Origin of the sequence: Blastococcus sp. TF02A-35 (genome assembly GCF_004571075.1) — a bacterium.
Lineage (GTDB): Bacteria > Actinomycetota > Actinomycetes > Mycobacteriales > Geodermatophilaceae > Blastococcus.
In genome coordinates, this window is the sequence record NZ_SPQP01000003.1 from 62,305 (window position 1) to 79,661 (window position 17,357).

The following is a 17,357-nucleotide window of genomic DNA, read 5'->3' on the forward strand; positions in this document are numbered from 1 at the left end:
GCAGGGCCGTCAGGCCAGCGCCATCTCCCACTCGCCGTCGCGCGCCCGGCGGACGGCCGCGGCCACGACCTGGGCCGCCTCGCGGAGCTGCTCGTCGGTGTGGGTCGCCATGACGGTCAGCCGGAGGACGCCCTTGCCGCGCGGGACCGCCGGGTAGGCCACCGCGTTGGTGTAGACGCCGTCGTCGAAGCAGGCCCGCCAGGCGCCCGCCGTGACCTCCTCGGCCCCGGTCGGGACAGCGATGACCGCGCCGCGGCCGGGCACGGGCTGCGCGCCGGCGTCGGCGAGCGCGGTGCGCAGCAGCTCCCCGTTGCGCTGGAGCCGCGCGACCCGCTCGGGCTCGGCCCGCAGGATGCGGAGCGCGGCCAGGGCAGCGGCCACCGAGGCCGGGTCGTTGGCCGCGCTGAACACGTAGGGCATGGCCCCGGCACGGATGCCGTCGGCGGCGGCCCGCGAGGTCATGACGGCGCCGCCCACGCTGGCCAGCGACTTGCTCAGCGCCACGGTGACCGCGTCGACCCGGTCCAGCACGCCGAGCTGCTCGGCCGCGCCGCGCCCGCCGGCGCCGAGGACGCCGAGACCGTGCGCCTCGTCGACGACCAGCCGGGCGCCGTAGCGGTCGCACAGCGCCACGACGGCGTCCAGCGGCGCGAGCTCACCGGTCATCGAGTAGACGCCGTCCACGACGACGACGGCCCCGGCGCGCGCGTCGAGCCGCTCCAGCCGGGCGGCCAGCGAGTCGAGGTCGTTGTGCCGCCAGCGCACGACGCTGCCCCGGCTCGCCGCGGCGGCGGCGTGCAGGCTGGCGTGCACGTGGGCGTCGACGAGCAGGACGTCCTCCGGCCCGCAGACCGTGGACAGCAGCGCGAGGTTGGCGTTGACCCCGGACGAGGTGAGGACCGCCGCCTCGGTGCCGTAGTGGTCGGCGAGCTCCTCCTCGAGCTCGAGGTGCAGCGCGGTGGTCCCGTTGAGCACCCGGCTGCCCGAGGCCGAGGTGCCGTACCGCCGCAGCGCCACCGCCGCCGCCTCGACGACCCGCGGGTCACCGGCCAGGCCGAGGTAGTTGCCGGTGCCCAGGTTGATGCGGGCGCGGCCGTCGGCGTAGGTGGTGACCGGCAGCGGCGCCCCGCCGGTGGGGACGGAGTGGGTGGCGGCCCCGGCGTCGCTGTGCGCGCGCAGCAGGGCGGCCAGCGGGTTCTCCAGCAGCGGCGCGAACGGGTCGCGACGGCCTCGCAGGGCTCCGGTCGGGTCGGTACGGGTGGCGGCCGGGCCGTCGGTCACAGGTTGCACTCCCACACTTTGGACCGCGCGGATCCCCTCGCCGCGCGGTTACCCGGCCAGCCTGTGCGGATCGTGACTGAGCGTCAACGGTCTGGCGCGTGTTCACCTCAACGGGTGGCCGGGACCACCCGATCGCGGCGCCCCGGGAGCCAGATCAGCACGACGACGGTAGCGACCAGCGTCGCCGCCGCCGTGCCGATCGCGGTGACGTGCATGGCGGAGACGAAGGCCTCCTGCGCCGGCCCGACGACCTCCGCCGCGGCCCTCGCCGCCTCCGGCCCGCCCTCGGCCTGCACCCGCCGCACGGCCTCGAGCGTCGCGACGATCGACTCGCCGGCCTCGTCCCGGACACCGGCCGGCAGGGCGTCGACCGTGCTGCCCAGGTGGGCGGCGTAGGAGCCGGCGAGGAGCGAGCCGAGGATCGCGACGCCGAGCGCACCGCCGACCTGGCGCACCGAGTTGTTGACCGCCGCGCCGGCGCCGGCCTTCTCGCGCGGCACGACCGACATGATCGACTCGGTGGCCGGCGCCATCACCGTGCCCATCCCGACCCCCTGGACGGACAGCACGGCGAGGAGGACCCACACCGGCGTCGTCAGGTCCAGCAGCTGGACACCGGCGAAGGACAGCGCGATCAGCAGGAAGCCGACGGCGCAGACGGCCTTCGCCCCGAAGCGCTCGGCCAGCCCGGAGCTCAAGGGAGCCATGACCGCCATGCCGAGGGCCACCGGGATGAGCGCGGCACCGCTCTCCAGCGGGGTGAGCCCCCGCACGCCCTGCAGGTAGAAGACCAGGTAGAACGTCGCGCCCAGCAGGGCGAAGAAGTTCAGCCCGAGCGCCCCGGCCGCCGCGGAGAAGGCGGGGTTGCGGAAGAGCGAGACGTCGAGGGCCGGGTGGGCCGAGCGGCGCTGCAGCCAGACGAACAGCGCCAGCAGCACCAGCCCGCCCAGGAGCGGGACGAGCACCCTCGGCGTCGTCCACCCCTCGCCACCGCCGCCGCGGATGATCCCGTAGACCAGCCCGGCCAGCGCCGCGATCGACAGCAGGACGCCGGGGACGTCGAGCCGGCCGGGGCTGGGGTCCCGCGACTCCGGGACGAAGGCGACGACGGCCAGGACCCCGAGGAGCGCCACCGGGACGCCCACGAGGAAGACCGCGCCCCACCAGAAGTGCTCGAGCACCGCACCCCCGGCCAGGGGGCCGCCGGCGACGGCGATCCCCGCGGTGCCGGCCCAGACGCCGATGGCCCGCCCGCGCTCGCGCGGCGGGAAGACGTTGGTGATGACCGCGAGCGTGGTCGGCTGCACCGCCGCCCCGCCGACGCCCATGAGCGCCCGCCAGGCGATCAGCTCCAGCGCACTGTCGCTGAAGGCGGCGAGCACCGACCCGAGGGCGAAGATGCCCAGCCCGATGAGCAGGACCCGGCGGCGGCCGATCCGGTCGCCGATGACGCCCCAGGAGAAGAGCAGGCCGGCGAACACGAGGATGTAGGCGTCCACCGCCCACTGCAGCTCGCCCTGGGTGGCCCCCAGCTCGCGCTGGAGGGTCGGGATGGCGACGTTGAGGATCGTGTTGCCCATGATCACCACGAGCAGGCAGACCGTCATGGTGGCCAGCACCCACCAGCGGCGGGCGTAGCCCGGGCGCTCCTCCTCGCCGGGCGGCACCGCGCCCGGCTGCGACCGCTCGGTCGCCGTCACGCCTCGCCGTCGGGGGCCGACGGGCGGCGGCTCGGGTCGGCGAAGGCCGCGAAGGCCTCCAGGTTGCGCAGCGACTCGCCGCGCTTCACCCGCCAGTCCCACTCCCGGCGGATCGAGGTGCCGAAGCCGATCTCGAGCATCGCGTTGAAGTGGTCGTCGGCATAGCTGAGCACCGCGCCGAGCAGCCGGTCGAGCTCCTCGGGGGTGACGGCGGCGTGCGGCAGCCGGCCGGTCAGGTAGACGTCGCCCACGGAGTCGATCGAGTAGGCGACGCCGTACATGCGGGCGTTGTGCTGCAGCAGGTAGGTCCACAGCTGCTCGCGGTTCTCATCGGGCTGGCGGCAGACGAAGGCCTCCACCCGCAGCGAGTGCTCCCCCACGACCAGCCCGCACACGGTCTTGAGCTTCTTGGTGCCCGGCAGGTCGACCAGCCAGGTGCCGGGGGCGGGGTGCTCGTGCACCAGCTCGCTGTCCCGGAGCGTCTGGTCGATGACGGCGTCGAGCTCGGCCGTGCTCCTCGTCCCCGCGGGTCGGCTCACCGGGCGACCTCCAGGCCGGGCAGCGAGCGCAGCGGGCCGCCGGGGCGCCGCTCGCGGGCCGGGCGGGGCGGCGCGGCGGCCATCTCGGCGGCGGCGGAGGCGTAGGCCTCGACCAGCGCGTCGACGGTGCGCTCCCAGGAGAACCGGGCGGCGTGCCGCCGCGCGCCGGCGGCCAGCAGCTCCCGGCGGGCGAGCACCGCCCGTACGGCCGCCGCGTAGTCGGCCGGGTCGTGGCCGGGGACCAGGACGCCGGAGACGCCGTCGCGCACGGCCGTCGGCAGCCCGCCCACCGCGGCGGCGACCACGGGCGTCCCGCAGGCCTGGGACTCCAGGGCCACCAGCCCGAAGGACTCGTTGTGGCTCGGCACGACGGTGACGTCGGCGGCCCGGTAGAAGTGCGCCAGCCGCTCGGGGGGCTGCGGCGGGTGGAAGCGGACGACGTCGGTGATGCCGAGCCCGGCCGCCAGCTGCTCGAGCTGGCGCGGGGCGTCCAGGCCGCTGCCGCTGGGGGCGCCGACCACGTGCACCTGCAGGCGGGAGCGCAGCCCCGGGTCGTCGGCGAGCATCCGGGCGGCGGTGTGCAGCAGGACGTCGGGCGCCTTGAGCGGCTGGATGCGCCCCACGAACAGCAGCACGACGGCGTCCTCGGCCACCCCGACCGCACGCCGGGACGCGACCCGGCTGCCCGGCGCGAAGCGGTCCAGGTCCACCCCGGGCGGGACGACGAGCGTGCGCGCGGGGTCGGCGCCGTAGAGGCGCACCAGCTGGCGGGCCTCCTCGTCGGTGTTGGCGATCAGCCGGTCGGCCTCGGCGACCACCTGCTCCTCGCCGATGACGCGCGAGCGCGGCTCGGGGCGGTCGCCGGCGGCCAGCGCCTCGTTCTTGACCTTGGCCAGGGTGTGCGCGGTGTGCACCAGCGGCACGCTCCACCGGTCCCGCGCCAGCCAGCCCACCTGGCCGGACAGCCAGTAGTGCGAGTGCACGAGGTCGTAGTAGCCCGGCTCGTGCTGGGCCTCCTCGCGCAGCACGGCGGCGGTGAACGCGCACAGCTGCGCGGGGAGCTCCTCCTTGCCCAGGCCCTCGAAGGGGCCGGCGCTGACGTGGCGGACCGTCACGCCCGGGCTCATCTCCACGACCGGCGGCAGGTCGCTGGAGGTCGCGCGGGTGAACACGTCGACGGCGATGCCACGGGCGGCGAGCCGCCGGGAGACCTCGACGACGTAGACGTTCATGCCCCCGGCGTCACCGGCACCGGGCTGGTCGAGCGGGCTGGTGTGCACCGAGAGCGTCGCCACCCGCCGGGGCAGGCCGGGGCCTGGGAAGCGGCGAGCGGGCACCCTGCGACCTCCCGCTCTGCGCTTCACGGGGCGCACACGACGCACCCCTGTCTCCTGCCCATCCTGCAACAGCGCGAGGATGGCCCGCATGCCCGACCCCGCAGACCTCACCCGGTCCGAGCACTCCCCCCTCCCCGGACGCGGCCGCACCGCCGTCGTCACCGGTGCCTCCAGCGGCATCGGTGCCGCCACCGCCGCCCGCCTGGCCGCCGAGGGGTTCGACGTCGTCCTCGGGGCCCGCCGGGTCGACCGGCTCGAGGAGCTGGCGGCCTCGACCGGCGCCCGGGCCCTGCCGCTGGACCTCACCGACGCCGGCTCCGTGGCGGCCTTCGCCGAGGCGCTGGACCGGGTCGACGTGCTGGTCAACAACGCCGGCGGGGCGTTCGACGCCAACCGCGTCGAGGACGCCGACCTGGAGTCCTGGGCGCGCACCTACGACGTCAACGTGCTCGGGACGGTGCGGCTCACCAAGGCGCTCCTGCCGGCGCTGAGGGCGTCCGGCGCCGGCGACGTCCTGTTCGTCAGCTCGACCGCCGGGCTGGTCACCTACGAGGGCGGGAGCTCGTACACGGCGGCCAAGCACGGCGTGCACGCCCTCGCCGGGGCGCTGCGGCTGGAGCTGGTGGGCGAGCCGGTGCGGGTCATCGAGGTCGCGCCGGGGATGGTGCACACCGACGAGTTCTCGCTCAACCGGCTGGGCTCCCAGGAGAAGGCCGACGCCGTCTACCGGGGTGTGCGGGAGCCGCTGGTGGCCGAGGACGTCGCCGACTGCATCGCATGGGCGCTCACCCGGCCGCACCACGTCAACATCGACCTCATGGTGGTCCGCCCCCGCGCCCAGGCCGCCCAGCACAAGGTCGCCCGCGACGCCTGAGCCACCCGCGGTCCGCGCTGCGGGTCCCGGCCGGCGACCCGGTCGCGGCGGGGGTTGACCCGCGTCACCGAGCCTGGAGCCGGACCACAGCGCGGCTCGACGGCCGGTGGCGCGGGTCGAGCCGCGCGCCGAGAGCCCGCGCGGAGCGAGCCGAGGTCAGCCCTCCGCGAGCAGCCTGCGGGTCCACTCCTCGTCGCTCGCCTGCCCGCTCGGACTGGGCTCGGGAGCGGAGAGCACCGCGTAGAGGGCGCGCAGCCGCGCCTGCCGGTCGTCGGTCACGGCCGCACCGCCGTCGGCTCGCGCTCGAGCGTGACGCCGAACCTCTCCTGCGCGGTCGCCACGATCCGGTCGGCGAAGGCGAGCAGCTCGGCGGCGGTGGCGCCGTCCTCGGTGGTCAGCGCCAGGCTGTGCCGGGACGACGTCCCGACCCGGCCCTCGCGGGTGCCGCGGCCGAACCCGGAGTGCTGCACCAGCCAGGCGGCGCTCAGCTTGACCAGGCCCTCACCCGCCGGCCAGCTCGGGCAGCCCTCGACCGCGCGCTCGGCCGGGACGATCGGGTTGGTGAAGAACGACCCGGCGCTGCGGCTGTCGGGGTCCGCGGGGTCCCAGACCATGCCCTTGCCGCGGCGCAGCCCCAGGACCGCCTCGCGGACGTCGGCCAGCGGCGCCCGCTCGCCGATCTCCACCCCGAGGGTGCGCGCCAGCTCCGCGTACCCCACCGGGCGCGACAGCTCGCTGGGCTCCAGCGCGAACTCCACCTCCAGCACGACGAACCGGCCGGGCTCCCGCTTGAGCCGGCTGTCGCGGTAGGCGAACCCGCACTCGGCCGGGGACAGCGTCCGCTCCGCCTTCTCGTGCCGGTCGTGGACCCGGACGGCGGTGATCGTCTGCGCGACCTCCTGGCCGTAGGCCCCGACGTTCTGCACCGGCGTCGCGCCCGTGGAGCCCGGGATGCCCGAGAGGGCCTCCATGCCGGCCAGCCGGTTCTCGACGGTGAAGGCGACCAGCGCGTCCCAGTCCTCCCCGGCCTGCACGGTCAGCCGGTCCCCGGTCCGCTCGATGCCCCGGGACCGGACGGCGACGACGTCGCCGGGCCAGCCCTCGTCGGGCGCGATCAGGTTGGAGCCGCCACCGATGAGCAGCAGCGGGCGTCCGGACTCGTCGGCGTCGCGGACCGCGGCCACCAGCTCGGCCGCCGTCTCCACCTCGACCAGCCGCTCGGCGGGGCCACCGACGGCGAGGGTGGTGAGCTCCGAGAGGGGGACATCCGATCGCACCTGCACCCCTCGACGGTAGCCGGGACTACGCTCCCTCCCGGTGAGCGAGGCGGGCAACGAGCACAAGCGGCGGGCCTCGCTGTCTTCTCAGCCGCAGCGCAGGGCACCTCGCCTGGCTGCCGGCCGCGCCCGGGCGCTGGGCCTGCCGACCCGCGGGACCACCAACGCCAACCGGCTGCGCCGGGTCGACCGCTGGCTCGTCGCGACGCAGGTCCCGCGGCTGCGCGACTCCGCGCGGCCCCTGGTCGTGGACCTCGGTTACGGCTCGTCCGCGGTGACCACGCTGGAGCTGGTGGAGCGGCTCGGCCCCGAGGTCGACCGCCTGGAGGTCGTGGGCCTGGAGATCGACCCCGAGCGCGTGAAGGCCGTCGAGGCGGACCGGGACCCGCCCCGGGTGGACTTCCGCGTCGGCGGCTTCGAGCTCGCCGGCCTGCAGCCGGTGGTGGTGCGCGCGTTCAACGTGCTGCGCCAGTACGACGAGGAGTCCGCGGCCCGGGCCTGGGACACCATGCGCGGCGCCCTGGCACCCGGCGGGCTGATCGTCGAGGGCACCTGCGACGAGTGGGGGCGCCGCTCGGCCTGGGTGGCGCTGGACGCCGACGGCCCGCTGACCCTCACCCTGTCGGCCCGGGTGTCGGACATCGCGACGCCGTCGGACCTGGCCGAGCGGCTGCCCAAGGCGCTGATCCACCACAACGTCCCCGGCCGGCCGGTGCACGAGTTCCTGAAGGCCTTCGACGCCGCCTGGGCCGCGGCGGCGGGGATGTCGACGTTCGGCCCCCGCCAGCGCTGGGCCGCCGCCGTCGAGGCGCTCGGCGAGCAGGGCTGGCCGCTGGTGGGGTCCAGCCGGCGCTGGCGGCACGGCGAGGTGACGGTGCGCTGGTCGGCCGTCGCCCCGGGCTGAGCCGGTGCGGATCCCGCCCGGGCCCACGCCCGTGGACGGTGGCACCGCGGAGCTGCTCGGCGACGCCGACCGCGACGGCGCCTGGGTGCTGATGCTCAACGGCACCCCGCAGTCGCACGTGGACCTCGACGACCCGGCGCACCTGGAGTTCGAGTACGTCCGGCGCATGGGCCACGTCCTCGACCTCGCCGCCGAGCCGGGGGCCGCGCTCGACGTCGTGCACCTGGGCGGCGGGGCGCTCACCCTGCCCCGCTACGTCGCGGTGACCCGCCCCGGCTCCCGGCAGCGGGTGGTGGAGATCGACCAGCCGCTCACGGACCTGGTGCGCGAGCACCTGCCGCTCCCCCGCAACGCCCGCGTCCGGGTGCGGGCGGCGGACGCCCGCGAGGCGCTGCGGTCCATGCACCCCGGCAGCGCGGACGTCGTCATCACCGACGTCTTCGCCGGGGCCCGCACACCGGCGCACCTCACCAGCGCGGAGTTCGCCGCCGAGGTCGCACGGGTGCTGCGCCCCGGCGGGGTCTACGCCGCCAACGTGGCCGACGGCCCGCCGCTGCGCTTCGCCCGCGCCCAGGTCGCGACGCTGCGGACGGCGTTCCGGCACGTGTGCCTGCTCGCCGAGCCGGGCACCCTGCGCGGCCGCCGCTTCGGCAACCTCGTCGCGGTCGCCTCCGACGTCGAGCTGCCGCTCGCCGCGCTCACCCGCGCCTGCGCCCGCGACCCCATGCCCTCGCGCGTGGTCGACGGCGAGGACCTCGACCGGTTCGTCGGCAAGGTGGGACCGGTGTCCGACGCCGAGGCCCAGCCCTCGCCCGAGCCGCCGGCGGGCGTCTTCGGCCGCTGAGGACCGCGCCCGCCGGCCGTAGGGTGGGCGGATGACGACTCCTGCGCCGACCCGGCTCCGCCGCGACACCCGGAACAAGGTCCTGGGCGGCGTCTGCTCGGGCCTCGCCCGCCAGTTCGGGCTCTCCCCGGGCGGCCTGCGCCTGGCGTTCGTGATCTCCTGCGTGCTGCCCGGCCCGCAGATCGTGGCCTACCTGCTGCTCTGGCTGCTCATCCCCGCCGGCTGACCGGGGGGCGCGGTCACCAGCTGTTGCCGCGGTGCAGGCCGCGCACGGCCGGCCGCACGTCGACCAGGTAGACGATCGCGGCGATGATGGCCGGCAGGCCGAGGAAGCTCACCAGGCCGAAGGCGTAGACGACCACCGCAGCCAGGGCGGTGATGCCCAGCCAGGCGGGCTTGGTCAGCTTGCCCATGGCGACGAAGGCGTTCGCCGGCCTGGTCAGCGCGTCGACGAAGGCCCAGGCGGCCAGCCCGAGAGCGCCCAGGCGCAGGGCGTTCATCAGGAACCACTCGAACTCGGCCATGGCGGCAAGGTTACCCGCGGCATCCCGCCCGGCTGCCGGTCCCGCCCGCGCCCACCCGGTCGTGCCCCGGACGCGACAGGGCCCCGGAGCGCCGTAGCAGCTCCGGGGCCCTGGTCACGGGACCGGTGAGGTCAGTTCTTCTTGGCCGGCACGGCGGTCGGGTCGCTGCGCCGCGCGGTGCGGGCGCGGGTGACGCGAGCCGAGGTGGCCGGGGCCTTCTTGGCGGCGGCGGCGCTGTTCTTCTTGGTGGCCTTCGCCTTGGGAGCCGGGGCCTCCTCGGCGACCTCGGCCACGGAGGCCTTGGTCTGCTCGGCGGTCTCGTGCACCGTCTCCTCGGCCTTGGCGGCGGCCTTGGCGGCCTTGCCGGCGGTCTTCTGGACCAGCGAGGTGACCTCGTTCGACGCCTCGGTCACGGCCTCGGCGGTCTCCTCGAGAGCCTCCTCGAGGGTGTCCTCGACGGTGTCGACGGCCGACTCGGCGCGACGGACGACCCGGCGCACGGCCGGCTGGCGACGCAGCTCCTCGACGACCTCGGCACCGCGCTCGGCGAGCTGCTCGACGGTGCTGGCGGCCTGCGTGCGGGCGACCTCGACCAGCCCGGCGACGGTGCTGCGCAGCGCCTCGGGACGGACGGCGGTGGCCAGCTGCTGAGCGGTGGTGCGGGCGGTGCCGGCGGCCTCGGTGGCCCGGGTGCGGGCCTCCTTGACGGCGAGGTCGGCCTGGACCTGCGCCTCGCCGGGCAGCTGCTCGGCGCGGGAGCGGAACGAGCTGACGACGGTGCGGGCGCGCTCGACGGCGAGGTCACCGGCGCCGACGACGGCCAGGAGCGGGGTGCGGGCCTGCTCGGCGAGGGTGCGGCCCTGGGCCACGGCGAGCTCGCCGTACTGCTTCACGGTCTGGCTGGGGGTCATGTCGACTCCTTGGTCTGTGTGGGGGGTCAGCTGGCGGCCGGGGAAGAAGCCCGGTGCTCCCGGACGTAGGTCTCGTAGAGCTCGAGCAGGACGGCCTTGTGGCGTTCGGACAGCGACTCGTCCGACCGGATCGCCGCCACGGTGTCCGGGTTGCCGGAACGCCGGTCGAGGATCCCCGCCTGCTCGTAGAGCGACTCGGCCGAGATCTTCAGGCCCCGGGCGATCGAGGCGAGGATCTCCGCTGACGGCTTCCGGAGACCCCGCTCCACCTGGGACAGGTACGGGTTGCTGACCCCCGCGGTGCGGGCCAGCTCGCGCAGGGACACCCGGGCAGCACTGCGCTGCTCGCGGATGAAGTCCCCCACCGAGGAGCTGACGGCCGAGACGCTGGGCGCCTCGGCGACCGTCTCGGCCACGCTGCCGGCCACCCGGTCCACCTTCTCGCGGACCGTGGTCACCTGCTCGCGGACGAACTCACCGGGGGTCTGCACGGATACGACGCTAACCCCGGGTGCTAGCAGTTGCAAGCGGAGGAGTTAGCACACCGACGTGAACACCCTCACAACCGGAAAACCCCGCTCAGGCGTTTAGATCAGCCGATTCCCGCACGTCGCCGACGACGCCGTCACCGCCGGAGACCGGCGTGCGCGACCACGGAGCAAGCACCTCGGCCGGCACGCCGAGCCGGCGCAGCCCCGCCGCGAGCGCCGGCGTGCGCCCGCGGTCACCGCCGTCGTCCAGCTTGAGGGCCACCGCCCCGGCACCGGGCAGCGCCGCCACGTGCACGCCGTCGGCACCGCCCTTGACCAGCAAGCCCGGCAAGGCGCGCATCAGGTCGGTGTCCTCGCGCCCCGTGCCGGCGACGAACCACGGGTTGGCCCGCATGGCATCGGCCACCGCGCGCTCCCGCGACCCCTCGGCGGCCTGCACCAGCGAGAGCACACCCCGGGCCAGCCCGGTCACCGACAGCGCGTGCTGGGGCGCCCCGCAGCCGTCGACGACGACCGCCGCCACCGGCTCGCCGGCGGCCTCGGCCAGCCGCGCCTCGATCGCCTGCTGCAGCGGGTGCTCCCGCGCCAGGTAGCCATCGGTCGGCCAGCCGGCCGCGACGCAGGCGGCCAGCATCGCGGCGTGCTTGCCCGAGCAGTTCATCGCCAGCCGCTCCGGTGCCCGGCCCGAGGCCAGCCAGGTGGCCCTCGTCGCCTCGTGCGACGGCAGAGCCGGAGGGCACCCCAGCGCCTCGGGCCCCAGCCCGGCGGCGGCGAGCATCCCGGCGGCGGTCTCCCGGTGGCCGTCCTCGCCGTTGTGCGAGCCGGCCGCGATCGCCAGCTCCTCCCCGGACGCGGGCACCCAGCCGGCGGCGAGCACCGCCGTTGCCTGCACAGGCTTGTTCGACGACCGCGGCAGCGTCGGGCGGTCCACCGCGCCCACGGCGAACGTCACCTGACCGGCGGCGTCCAGCACGACCAGCGAACCGCGGTGCACCGACTCCAGGAAGCCCGACCGCCGGACCTCGACCAGGACCGGGTTCAGCGGCCAGCCGCCGCTCAGTGCCGACCCTCGTCGGCGAGCAGGGCGGCGACGTCGGCCTCGCCGTCGCGGTAGCGGCGGCCGAGCTCGGCGGCCAGCCCGTCCATGACCTGCTGCACGCCGCGCCGCCGCTCGCACAGGCCCTTCTCGGCCTCGGCGAGCGCGCGGGCCGCGGACTCCAGCTTCTTGTCCGACAGCTCGGTGATCGCCGAGAGGTCGGCGCCCGGGGTCAGCGAGTTCACCCAGGACTCGTACTCCTCCGGGCTGGCCGGCTGCACCGTCTGGTGCCGGCCCAGCCCGTGCGCCGGGCCGCGGCCCTTCTCGGCCAGGATCTCCGGCAGCAGGTCGACCAGCGACCGTCCGTCGTGCTCCGCGCGGCGCTGCAGCTCCCGGCGCACGATGTCGAGCCGGCCCTGCAGCAGGCGGCGCGTGTAGGAGAGGTTGACCTCCTCCTGCTCCGCCTCGCGACGCAGCCGCCGCACCTCGCCCATCGGCCGCTGGACGGCGCTGTCGAGGAACGACGGGTCCAGGAGCGCGTCGACGGCGGCACCCCCGGCGGGGGACGGCTTCGGACTCACGGGGCGGCCTCCAGGTGCGTGTTCCCCGGCATCGTGCGGGCGTCGGCGGTGGTCATCAGCGGGCGCTGGGCGGAGCGTAGGTCAGCGGACCGCTGGGGTCACTTCCCGATCGTCGCAGACCGGATCGCCCGGACCCGGTCGCGCGCCGCCGCCCGGGTGTCGTCGAGCTCGGCCGGGGCGTCGTCGGGGTCGATGGCGGCCGTGGAGCCGCCGACGGTGAGCACCGCGTCCTGCGCCACCGACTGCTTCACCAGCGCCAGCGCGACCACGCCCAGCTCGTGGTGGCGCACCACGGTGCCCACGCGGCCGACCACGCGCGTGCCCGCGAGCACCTCGGCGCCCGGCTGCGCCAGGTCCTCGCTCACGCCGTCCAGGTGCAGCAGCACCAGCCGGCGCGGCGGCCGGCCCAGGTTGTGCACCCGGGCGACCGTCTCCTGGCCGCGGTAGCAGCCCTTCTCCAGGTGGACGGCGGTGCTGAGCCAGGACAGCTCGTTGGGGATGGTGCGGTGGTCGCTGTCCACGCCGAAGCGCGGCCGCCGGGCCTCCACGCGCAGCGCCTCGTAGGCCGACGACCCGGCGGGCTGCGCGCCGGCCGCGACCAGCCGGTCGGCCGTGGCCGCGAGCTCGGCCCGCGGCACGACCAGGTCCAGCACCACGGCCCCGCCGTCGCCGATCGGGGGCATCCGGCGGACGAGCCCCGGCCCCTCGGGGAGGACGGCGTGCTCGCGCTCCGGGACGGCCATCCCCGCGGCGGCGAGCACCCGCGGCGCCTCCGGGCCGACCACGCTCAGCACCGCCCAGGCGTCGGTGACCAGCTGCGGCTCGACGCGCAGCATGAAGCGCATCCGCTCGAGGAAGGCCAGCAGCGCCGCGCCGGTGCCCGGCTCGACGTCCACCCAGGTGGTGCCGCCCAGCTCGGCGACGACGAGGTGGTGCTCCACGTGCCCGTTCGGGGAGAGCACGAGCGCCTCGCTGCCCGCGCCGTCGGTCAGCTGCTCGAAGTGCTGGCTGGTGATGCTGTGCAGCCAGGACAGCCGGTCGGCACCGGGGACCACGAGGACGTCGCGGTCGCTGCGGTCGACCAGCCCGGCCCCCTCGGCCAGCGTGCGCTGCTCGCGCAGCGGGTCGCCGTAGTGCACGGCGACCTGGCCGCCCTCCTCCTGCACGGCACCGGGGCGGGACAGCAGGGGTGAGACGGTCACGGCTTCTCCTGGGCTCGTTCACGGCAGTCGCGGCACGTGCCCGACAGGGCGACGTGACCCACGTCGACGGTGAAACCCAGCTCGGCCGCCAGACGTTCCGCGGCCTGGTCCAGCAGGTCCGGCGCCGCCGAGGAGATCTCGCCGCAGGAGGCGCAGACGACGTGCAGGTGCGGGCGCTCGGCCGCGTGGTAGACCGGCGCGCCCCGCCCCAGGTGGGTGTGCCAGACCAGGCCCAGGCTCTCCAGCAGCTCGAGGGTGCGGTAGACGGTCGAGGTGTCCGGCGCCGCGCCCCCCGGCCCCGCCTCCTCGCGCAGGCGGGCCCCGATCGCCTCCGGCGTCGCGTGCGCCAGCGCGCTCACGGCCGCCAGCACCCGCGCGCGCTGCGGGGTCAGGCGCAGGCCGCGCGCCCGCAACTGCTCGGCGAGCGGCGCCGCGACGTCGTCCGGACCCATGCCGTGAGCCTATGCCGCGCGTGCGGCAGGCTGAGGGGGTGACGGAGCAGCGCAGGGTGGCGGTCTGGCGCGACGGCGCCGCGGTCGCGGTGCCCGCCGACCAGCCCGTGGTGACCGCGTTCGACCAGGGCCTGGCCCGTGGCGACGGCGTCTTCGAGTCCGTGGCCGTCGTCGACGGGCGCACGCCGCACCTCGACGCCCACCTGGCCCGGCTCACCCGCTCGGCGGCCCTCCTCGCCATCCCCCACCCCGGCGACGGGACCTGGCGGGCGCTGGTGTCCGCCGTCCTGGCCGACTGGCCGCCGGCGCTGGAGGGGGTCTGCCGGCTGTTCCTCACCCGCGGCCTCGGCGAGGGCACGGCCCCCACCGCCCTCGCCCTGCTGGCCCCCGTCCCGGAGGAGACGCTCCGCCAGCGCACCGAGGGCATCTCGGTGGTCAGCCTCGGCCTCGGCATCCCCGCCGACTTCCGGGCCGGCGCGCCCTGGCTGCTCGGCGGCGCGAAGACGCTCTCCTACGCGGTGAACATGGCCGCCCAGCGGCACGCGCACCACGCCGGGGCGGACGACGTCGTCTTCACCAGCCTCGAGGGGCGCCTGCTGGAGGGGCCGACGTCGACGGTCGTCTGGGCCGCCGGCGGCACGCTGCACACCCCGCCGCTGGAGACCGGCATCCTCGCCGGCACCACCCAGGCCAGGCTGTTCGCACAGGCCGAGGCCGCGGGCTGGCCCACCTCCGTCACGCCGGGGACCGTCGCGGACCTGCACGCCGCCGACGCCGTCTGGCTGCTGTCCGGCGTGCGCGGCGCGGCGGCCGTGCACACCCTCGACGGCGTCCGACGGGGCGACGGCGGGCTGTCCGCGCGGGTGCGGGAGCTGCTCAGCCGGTAGCCTCGGCCCCTAGGTGAGCCGGGAAGTCTGGTCGGCAGTGTCCTTCTCGACCCTTCCGTCTGGAGCCGCCCCCCATGCCTTCCACCGCCGCCCCCGCCCGCCTGTTCGGGCGTGGCTCCTGGACCGAGGCCAGCCGGGTCGCCTCGGTCCTGCGCAAGGAGACCGTCGGCGGTGTGCTGCTGCTCGTCGGCACCGTCGTCGCGCTGGTCTGGGCCAACTCCCCCTGGGCGGAGGGCTACGAGGCGCTCCGCGACACCCGCGTCGGCCCGGCGTCGCTGCACCTGGACCTGCCGCTGGGCACCTGGGCGGCCGACGGGCTGCTCGCCATCTTCTTCTTCGTCGCCGGCCTCGAGCTCAAGCGCGAGTTCGTCGCCGGTGACCTCCGCGACGTCCGGCGGGCCGCGCTGCCGGTGGCGGCCGCGGTGGGCGGCATGGTCGTCCCGGCCGTCCTCTACGTCGCGGTCAACGCCGGCGGCGACGGCGCCCTGGGCGGCTGGGCCATCCCTACCGCCACCGACATCGCCTTCGCACTCGCCGTCCTCGCCGTCATCAGCACCCACCTGCCGAGCGCGCTGCGCACGTTCCTGCTGACGCTGGCCGTGGTGGACGACCTGCTGGCGATCACCATCATCGCGATCTTCTACACCTCCTCGCTCGCGGTGACCCCGCTGCTGCTGGCGCTGGTGCCGCTCGCCCTCTTCGGCTTCCTGGTGCAGAGGCGCATCCGGTCCTGGTGGCTGCTCGTCCCCCTGGCCGTCGTCACCTGGGTGCTGGTGCACGAGTCCGGCGTGCACGCCACGGTCGCCGGCGTGCTGCTCGCCTTCACCGTGCCCGTCGTCCGCAGCGAGGCCGCCGGCGGGCCGGAGGCCGGCCCCGGCCTGGCGGAGCACTTCGAGCACCGCATCCGGCCGATCTCCGCCGGGGTCGCCGTCCCCGTCTTCGCCTTCTTCGCCGCCGGCGTCACCATCGGCGGGCTCTCCGGGCTCACCGAGTCGCTGACCGACCGCGTCGCCCTCGGGATCGTCGTCGGCCTGGTCGCCGGCAAGGCGGTCGGCATCACGCTGGCCACCTGGCTGGTGTCCCGCTTCACGCGGGCGGAGCTGGCCGACGACCTCAGCTGGTGGGACGTGATCGGCCTGGCGCTGCTGGGCGGCATCGGGTTCACCGTCTCGCTGCTCATCGGCGAGCTGGCCTTCGGCCAGGGCAGCGAGCGCGACGAGCACGTCAAGGTCGGGGTCCTGGTGGGCACGCTGACCGCCGCGCTGCTGGCCACGGTCGTGCTGCGGGCGCGCAACCGCATCTACAAGCGGATCGCGCTGGAGGAGACCTCGGACGTCGACAGCGACGGCATCCCCGACGCCTGGGACACCGTCGACGACCGCGCCCGGCACGAGGTCGACAACCCTAGTGACACGCCGCCCGGCCGCCCTGCCAGGCCGTTCGCCGAGGGCTGACAAATGCGGTTGCAGGCCCCGCTTTCCCGGTCGTACCTTCGTCGTACACGAGAGAGGAGGTGGTCCGTAACTTGCTGAGCTACAGGACTCGTGAGGTGGCTGTCCGCTAGCCGCCGTCCAGATGGGCCGCCCGTCCGGCGTGGAAGCCGGACGATCGGCAGAATCGCCCGTCCGTCGCACGGCGGCGAGCGAGAACCGGACAGTCACCCGACCCCCGGGCCGCCGACCATTGTCCAGTCGGCCCGCGTGCTGCTCCCCCTCACCGAGGGCTGGGCGCCGCGGAGCAGCCCGGGGGTTGTCCGTTCTCCGGGGGAGGTCAGGTGCAGCTCGGCGGGCTGCCGATCGAGCGGGACGTCGCCGTGGGCACCTGGGTCTCCGAGGCGGTGGGCCGCGCGCACTGGAGCACCGTCGGGTCGCTCGTGCCGCCGGTCTTCCCCGCCTACGCGCGGGTGCTGCACCCCGCCTACCGGTACGACGGCGACCTCGACGTCGAGATCCCCTGGGCCGCCGTCGCCGAGCTGAACGGCACCACCCCCCACCCGCGCATGCAGTGGCCGGCGGTCACCGGCGGCTGGGAGTACGTCAGCGAGGACAGCCAGCCACCCACCTGGGACGGCACCCCGGCCGAGGGGCACCTCCCGTGCACGCTCGCCGAGCGCATGGCCGCCGTCCTGGCGCGCCACACGAGCACGCCGGAGAGCTGCTGGTTCGGGCGCTGGACCGGCTTCGGCTACGACACCGCCGAGCTGCGCGGCGCGCCCCGCCTGCCGCTGCCCCGCGCGCGGGACGTCGTGCTGGTCCGCGGCCGCGTCGACGACGCCGTCCGCAACCTGGCCCCCGAGCCGTCGGAGCAGAGCGCCAACCTGTGGTGGCCGGCCGACCGCGCCTGGCTCGTGGCGACCGACATCGACCTCATGAGCACCTACGTCGGCGCCAGCCGGGCCTGCGTCGCCGAGCTGATGGCCACCCCTGGCCTGGAGGTCGTCCCCGCCGACCCCGGTGACCGGGTCGGCCACGGCGACGACCCGCTCAACCCGGTCCCGCCGCGCTAGCGGGACCGGGT

At 75.9% G+C, this 17,357-nt stretch carries 20 protein-coding genes; 7 read left to right on the top strand and 13 right to left on the bottom strand.

Features of this window, described 5'->3' with window-relative positions:
* Positions 1-9: 9 nt before the first annotated feature.
* The 4 genes from E4P43_RS02030 to mshA form a co-directional block, all read right to left on the bottom strand.
* A complete protein-coding gene (locus E4P43_RS02030; protein ID WP_167759020.1) occupies positions 10-1,281 on the bottom strand; it encodes a pyridoxal phosphate-dependent aminotransferase family protein in 1,272 nt (423 codons plus the stop codon).
* A 107-nt stretch (positions 1,282-1,388) separates the two neighbouring features.
* On the bottom strand, positions 1,389-2,981 hold the full coding sequence (locus E4P43_RS02035; protein WP_135143758.1) for an MFS transporter: 1,593 nt from the start codon (positions 2,979-2,981) through the stop codon (positions 1,389-1,391).
* A complete protein-coding gene (locus E4P43_RS02040; RefSeq protein WP_135143759.1) occupies positions 2,978-3,520 on the bottom strand; it encodes a YbjN domain-containing protein in 543 nt (180 codons plus the stop codon). Before E4P43_RS02040 ends, E4P43_RS02035 begins: the two co-directional genes overlap by 4 nt.
* A complete protein-coding gene (gene mshA, locus E4P43_RS02045; RefSeq protein ID WP_245158885.1) occupies positions 3,517-4,857 on the bottom strand; it encodes a D-inositol-3-phosphate glycosyltransferase in 1,341 nt (446 codons plus the stop codon). The genes E4P43_RS02040 and mshA overlap by 4 nt, the downstream gene beginning before the upstream one ends.
* Positions 4,858-4,945: 88 nt before the next feature.
* On the opposite strand from mshA, the gene E4P43_RS02050 reads away from it, so the two are divergent.
* Positions 4,946-5,731, top strand: a complete 786-nt coding sequence (locus tag E4P43_RS02050) for an SDR family oxidoreductase (RefSeq protein WP_135143760.1) — start codon at positions 4,946-4,948, stop codon at positions 5,729-5,731.
* Positions 5,732-5,887: 156 nt separating this feature from the next.
* Here E4P43_RS02050 and E4P43_RS20740 read toward each other — a convergent pair whose 3' ends face one another.
* Entirely contained in the window at positions 5,888-6,010 is a 123-nt protein-coding gene (locus E4P43_RS20740; protein ID WP_280790922.1) for a hypothetical protein, read from the bottom strand.
* Positions 6,007-7,014, bottom strand: coding sequence for a UDP-N-acetylmuramate dehydrogenase (locus E4P43_RS02055; RefSeq protein WP_135143761.1), 1,008 nt, complete (start codon positions 7,012-7,014; stop codon positions 6,007-6,009). The genes E4P43_RS20740 and E4P43_RS02055 overlap by 4 nt, the downstream gene beginning before the upstream one ends.
* Positions 7,015-7,048: 34 nt before the next feature.
* On the opposite strand from E4P43_RS02055, the gene E4P43_RS02060 reads away from it, so the two are divergent.
* Genes E4P43_RS02060 through E4P43_RS02070 form a run of 3 tightly spaced genes read left to right on the top strand, consistent with a single transcriptional unit; the run spans position 7,049 to position 8,982 of the window.
* Positions 7,049-7,912: a class I SAM-dependent methyltransferase gene (locus E4P43_RS02060; protein WP_135143762.1), complete on the top strand. Its 864-nt coding sequence runs from the start codon at positions 7,049-7,051 to the stop codon at positions 7,910-7,912.
* A 4-nt stretch (positions 7,913-7,916) separates the two neighbouring features.
* Positions 7,917-8,756 (top strand): fused MFS/spermidine synthase, encoded by an 840-nt coding sequence (locus E4P43_RS02065; protein WP_135143763.1) that lies wholly within the window; start codon positions 7,917-7,919, stop codon positions 8,754-8,756.
* Between the two features lie 31 nt (positions 8,757-8,787).
* A complete protein-coding gene (locus E4P43_RS02070; RefSeq protein WP_135143764.1) occupies positions 8,788-8,982 on the top strand; it encodes a PspC domain-containing protein in 195 nt (64 codons plus the stop codon).
* Positions 8,983-8,995: 13 nt separating this feature from the next.
* On the opposite strand, the gene E4P43_RS02075 is transcribed toward E4P43_RS02070, so the two are convergent.
* The 7 genes from E4P43_RS02075 to E4P43_RS02105 all read right to left on the bottom strand — a co-directional run bounded on the left by E4P43_RS02075 (position 8,996) and on the right by E4P43_RS02105 (position 13,953).
* Positions 8,996-9,280 carry a DUF2516 family protein gene (locus E4P43_RS02075; protein ID WP_135143765.1) on the bottom strand — a complete coding sequence of 95 codons (285 nt, stop codon included), beginning with the start codon at positions 9,278-9,280 and terminating at the stop codon, positions 8,996-8,998.
* Positions 9,281-9,411: 131 nt separating this feature from the next.
* Complete coding sequence (locus tag E4P43_RS02080; RefSeq protein WP_135143766.1) at positions 9,412-10,191, bottom strand: hypothetical protein; 780 nt, start codon at positions 10,189-10,191, stop codon at positions 9,412-9,414.
* A gap of 26 nt (positions 10,192-10,217) precedes the next feature.
* Positions 10,218-10,682, bottom strand: a complete 465-nt coding sequence (locus E4P43_RS02085) for a helix-turn-helix transcriptional regulator (protein WP_135143767.1) — start codon at positions 10,680-10,682, stop codon at positions 10,218-10,220.
* Positions 10,683-10,770: 88 nt separating this feature from the next.
* The gene (locus E4P43_RS02090; RefSeq protein ID WP_280790924.1) at positions 10,771-11,742 is read right to left on the bottom strand and encodes an asparaginase; all 972 of its coding nucleotides are present in this window, start codon (positions 11,740-11,742) and stop codon (positions 10,771-10,773) included.
* Positions 11,739-12,299: an aerial mycelium formation protein gene (locus E4P43_RS02095; RefSeq protein ID WP_135143768.1), complete on the bottom strand. Its 561-nt coding sequence runs from the start codon at positions 12,297-12,299 to the stop codon at positions 11,739-11,741. The genes E4P43_RS02090 and E4P43_RS02095 overlap by 4 nt, the downstream gene beginning before the upstream one ends.
* Before the next feature lie 98 nt (positions 12,300-12,397).
* Positions 12,398-13,501, bottom strand: a complete 1,104-nt coding sequence (locus E4P43_RS02100; protein ID WP_135143769.1) for a folate-binding protein YgfZ — start codon at positions 13,499-13,501, stop codon at positions 12,398-12,400.
* The gene (locus E4P43_RS02105) at positions 13,498-13,953 is read right to left on the bottom strand and encodes a Fur family transcriptional regulator (protein ID WP_135143770.1); all 456 of its coding nucleotides are present in this window, start codon (positions 13,951-13,953) and stop codon (positions 13,498-13,500) included. The genes E4P43_RS02100 and E4P43_RS02105 overlap by 4 nt, the downstream gene beginning before the upstream one ends.
* 38 nt (positions 13,954-13,991) lie before the next feature.
* On the opposite strand from E4P43_RS02105, the gene E4P43_RS02110 reads away from it, so the two are divergent.
* From E4P43_RS02110 to E4P43_RS02120, 3 genes are all read left to right on the top strand, one after another.
* Entirely contained in the window at positions 13,992-14,840 is an 849-nt protein-coding gene (locus E4P43_RS02110; protein WP_135143771.1) for an aminotransferase class IV, read from the top strand.
* Positions 14,841-14,914: 74 nt separating this feature from the next.
* The gene (gene nhaA, locus E4P43_RS02115) at positions 14,915-16,294 is read left to right on the top strand and encodes a Na+/H+ antiporter NhaA (RefSeq protein WP_135143772.1); all 1,380 of its coding nucleotides are present in this window, start codon (positions 14,915-14,917) and stop codon (positions 16,292-16,294) included.
* Positions 16,295-16,614: 320 nt separating this feature from the next.
* Positions 16,615-17,346 (top strand): hypothetical protein, encoded by a 732-nt coding sequence (locus E4P43_RS02120; RefSeq protein WP_135143773.1) that lies wholly within the window; start codon positions 16,615-16,617, stop codon positions 17,344-17,346.
* Positions 17,347-17,357 lie beyond the last annotated feature (11 nt).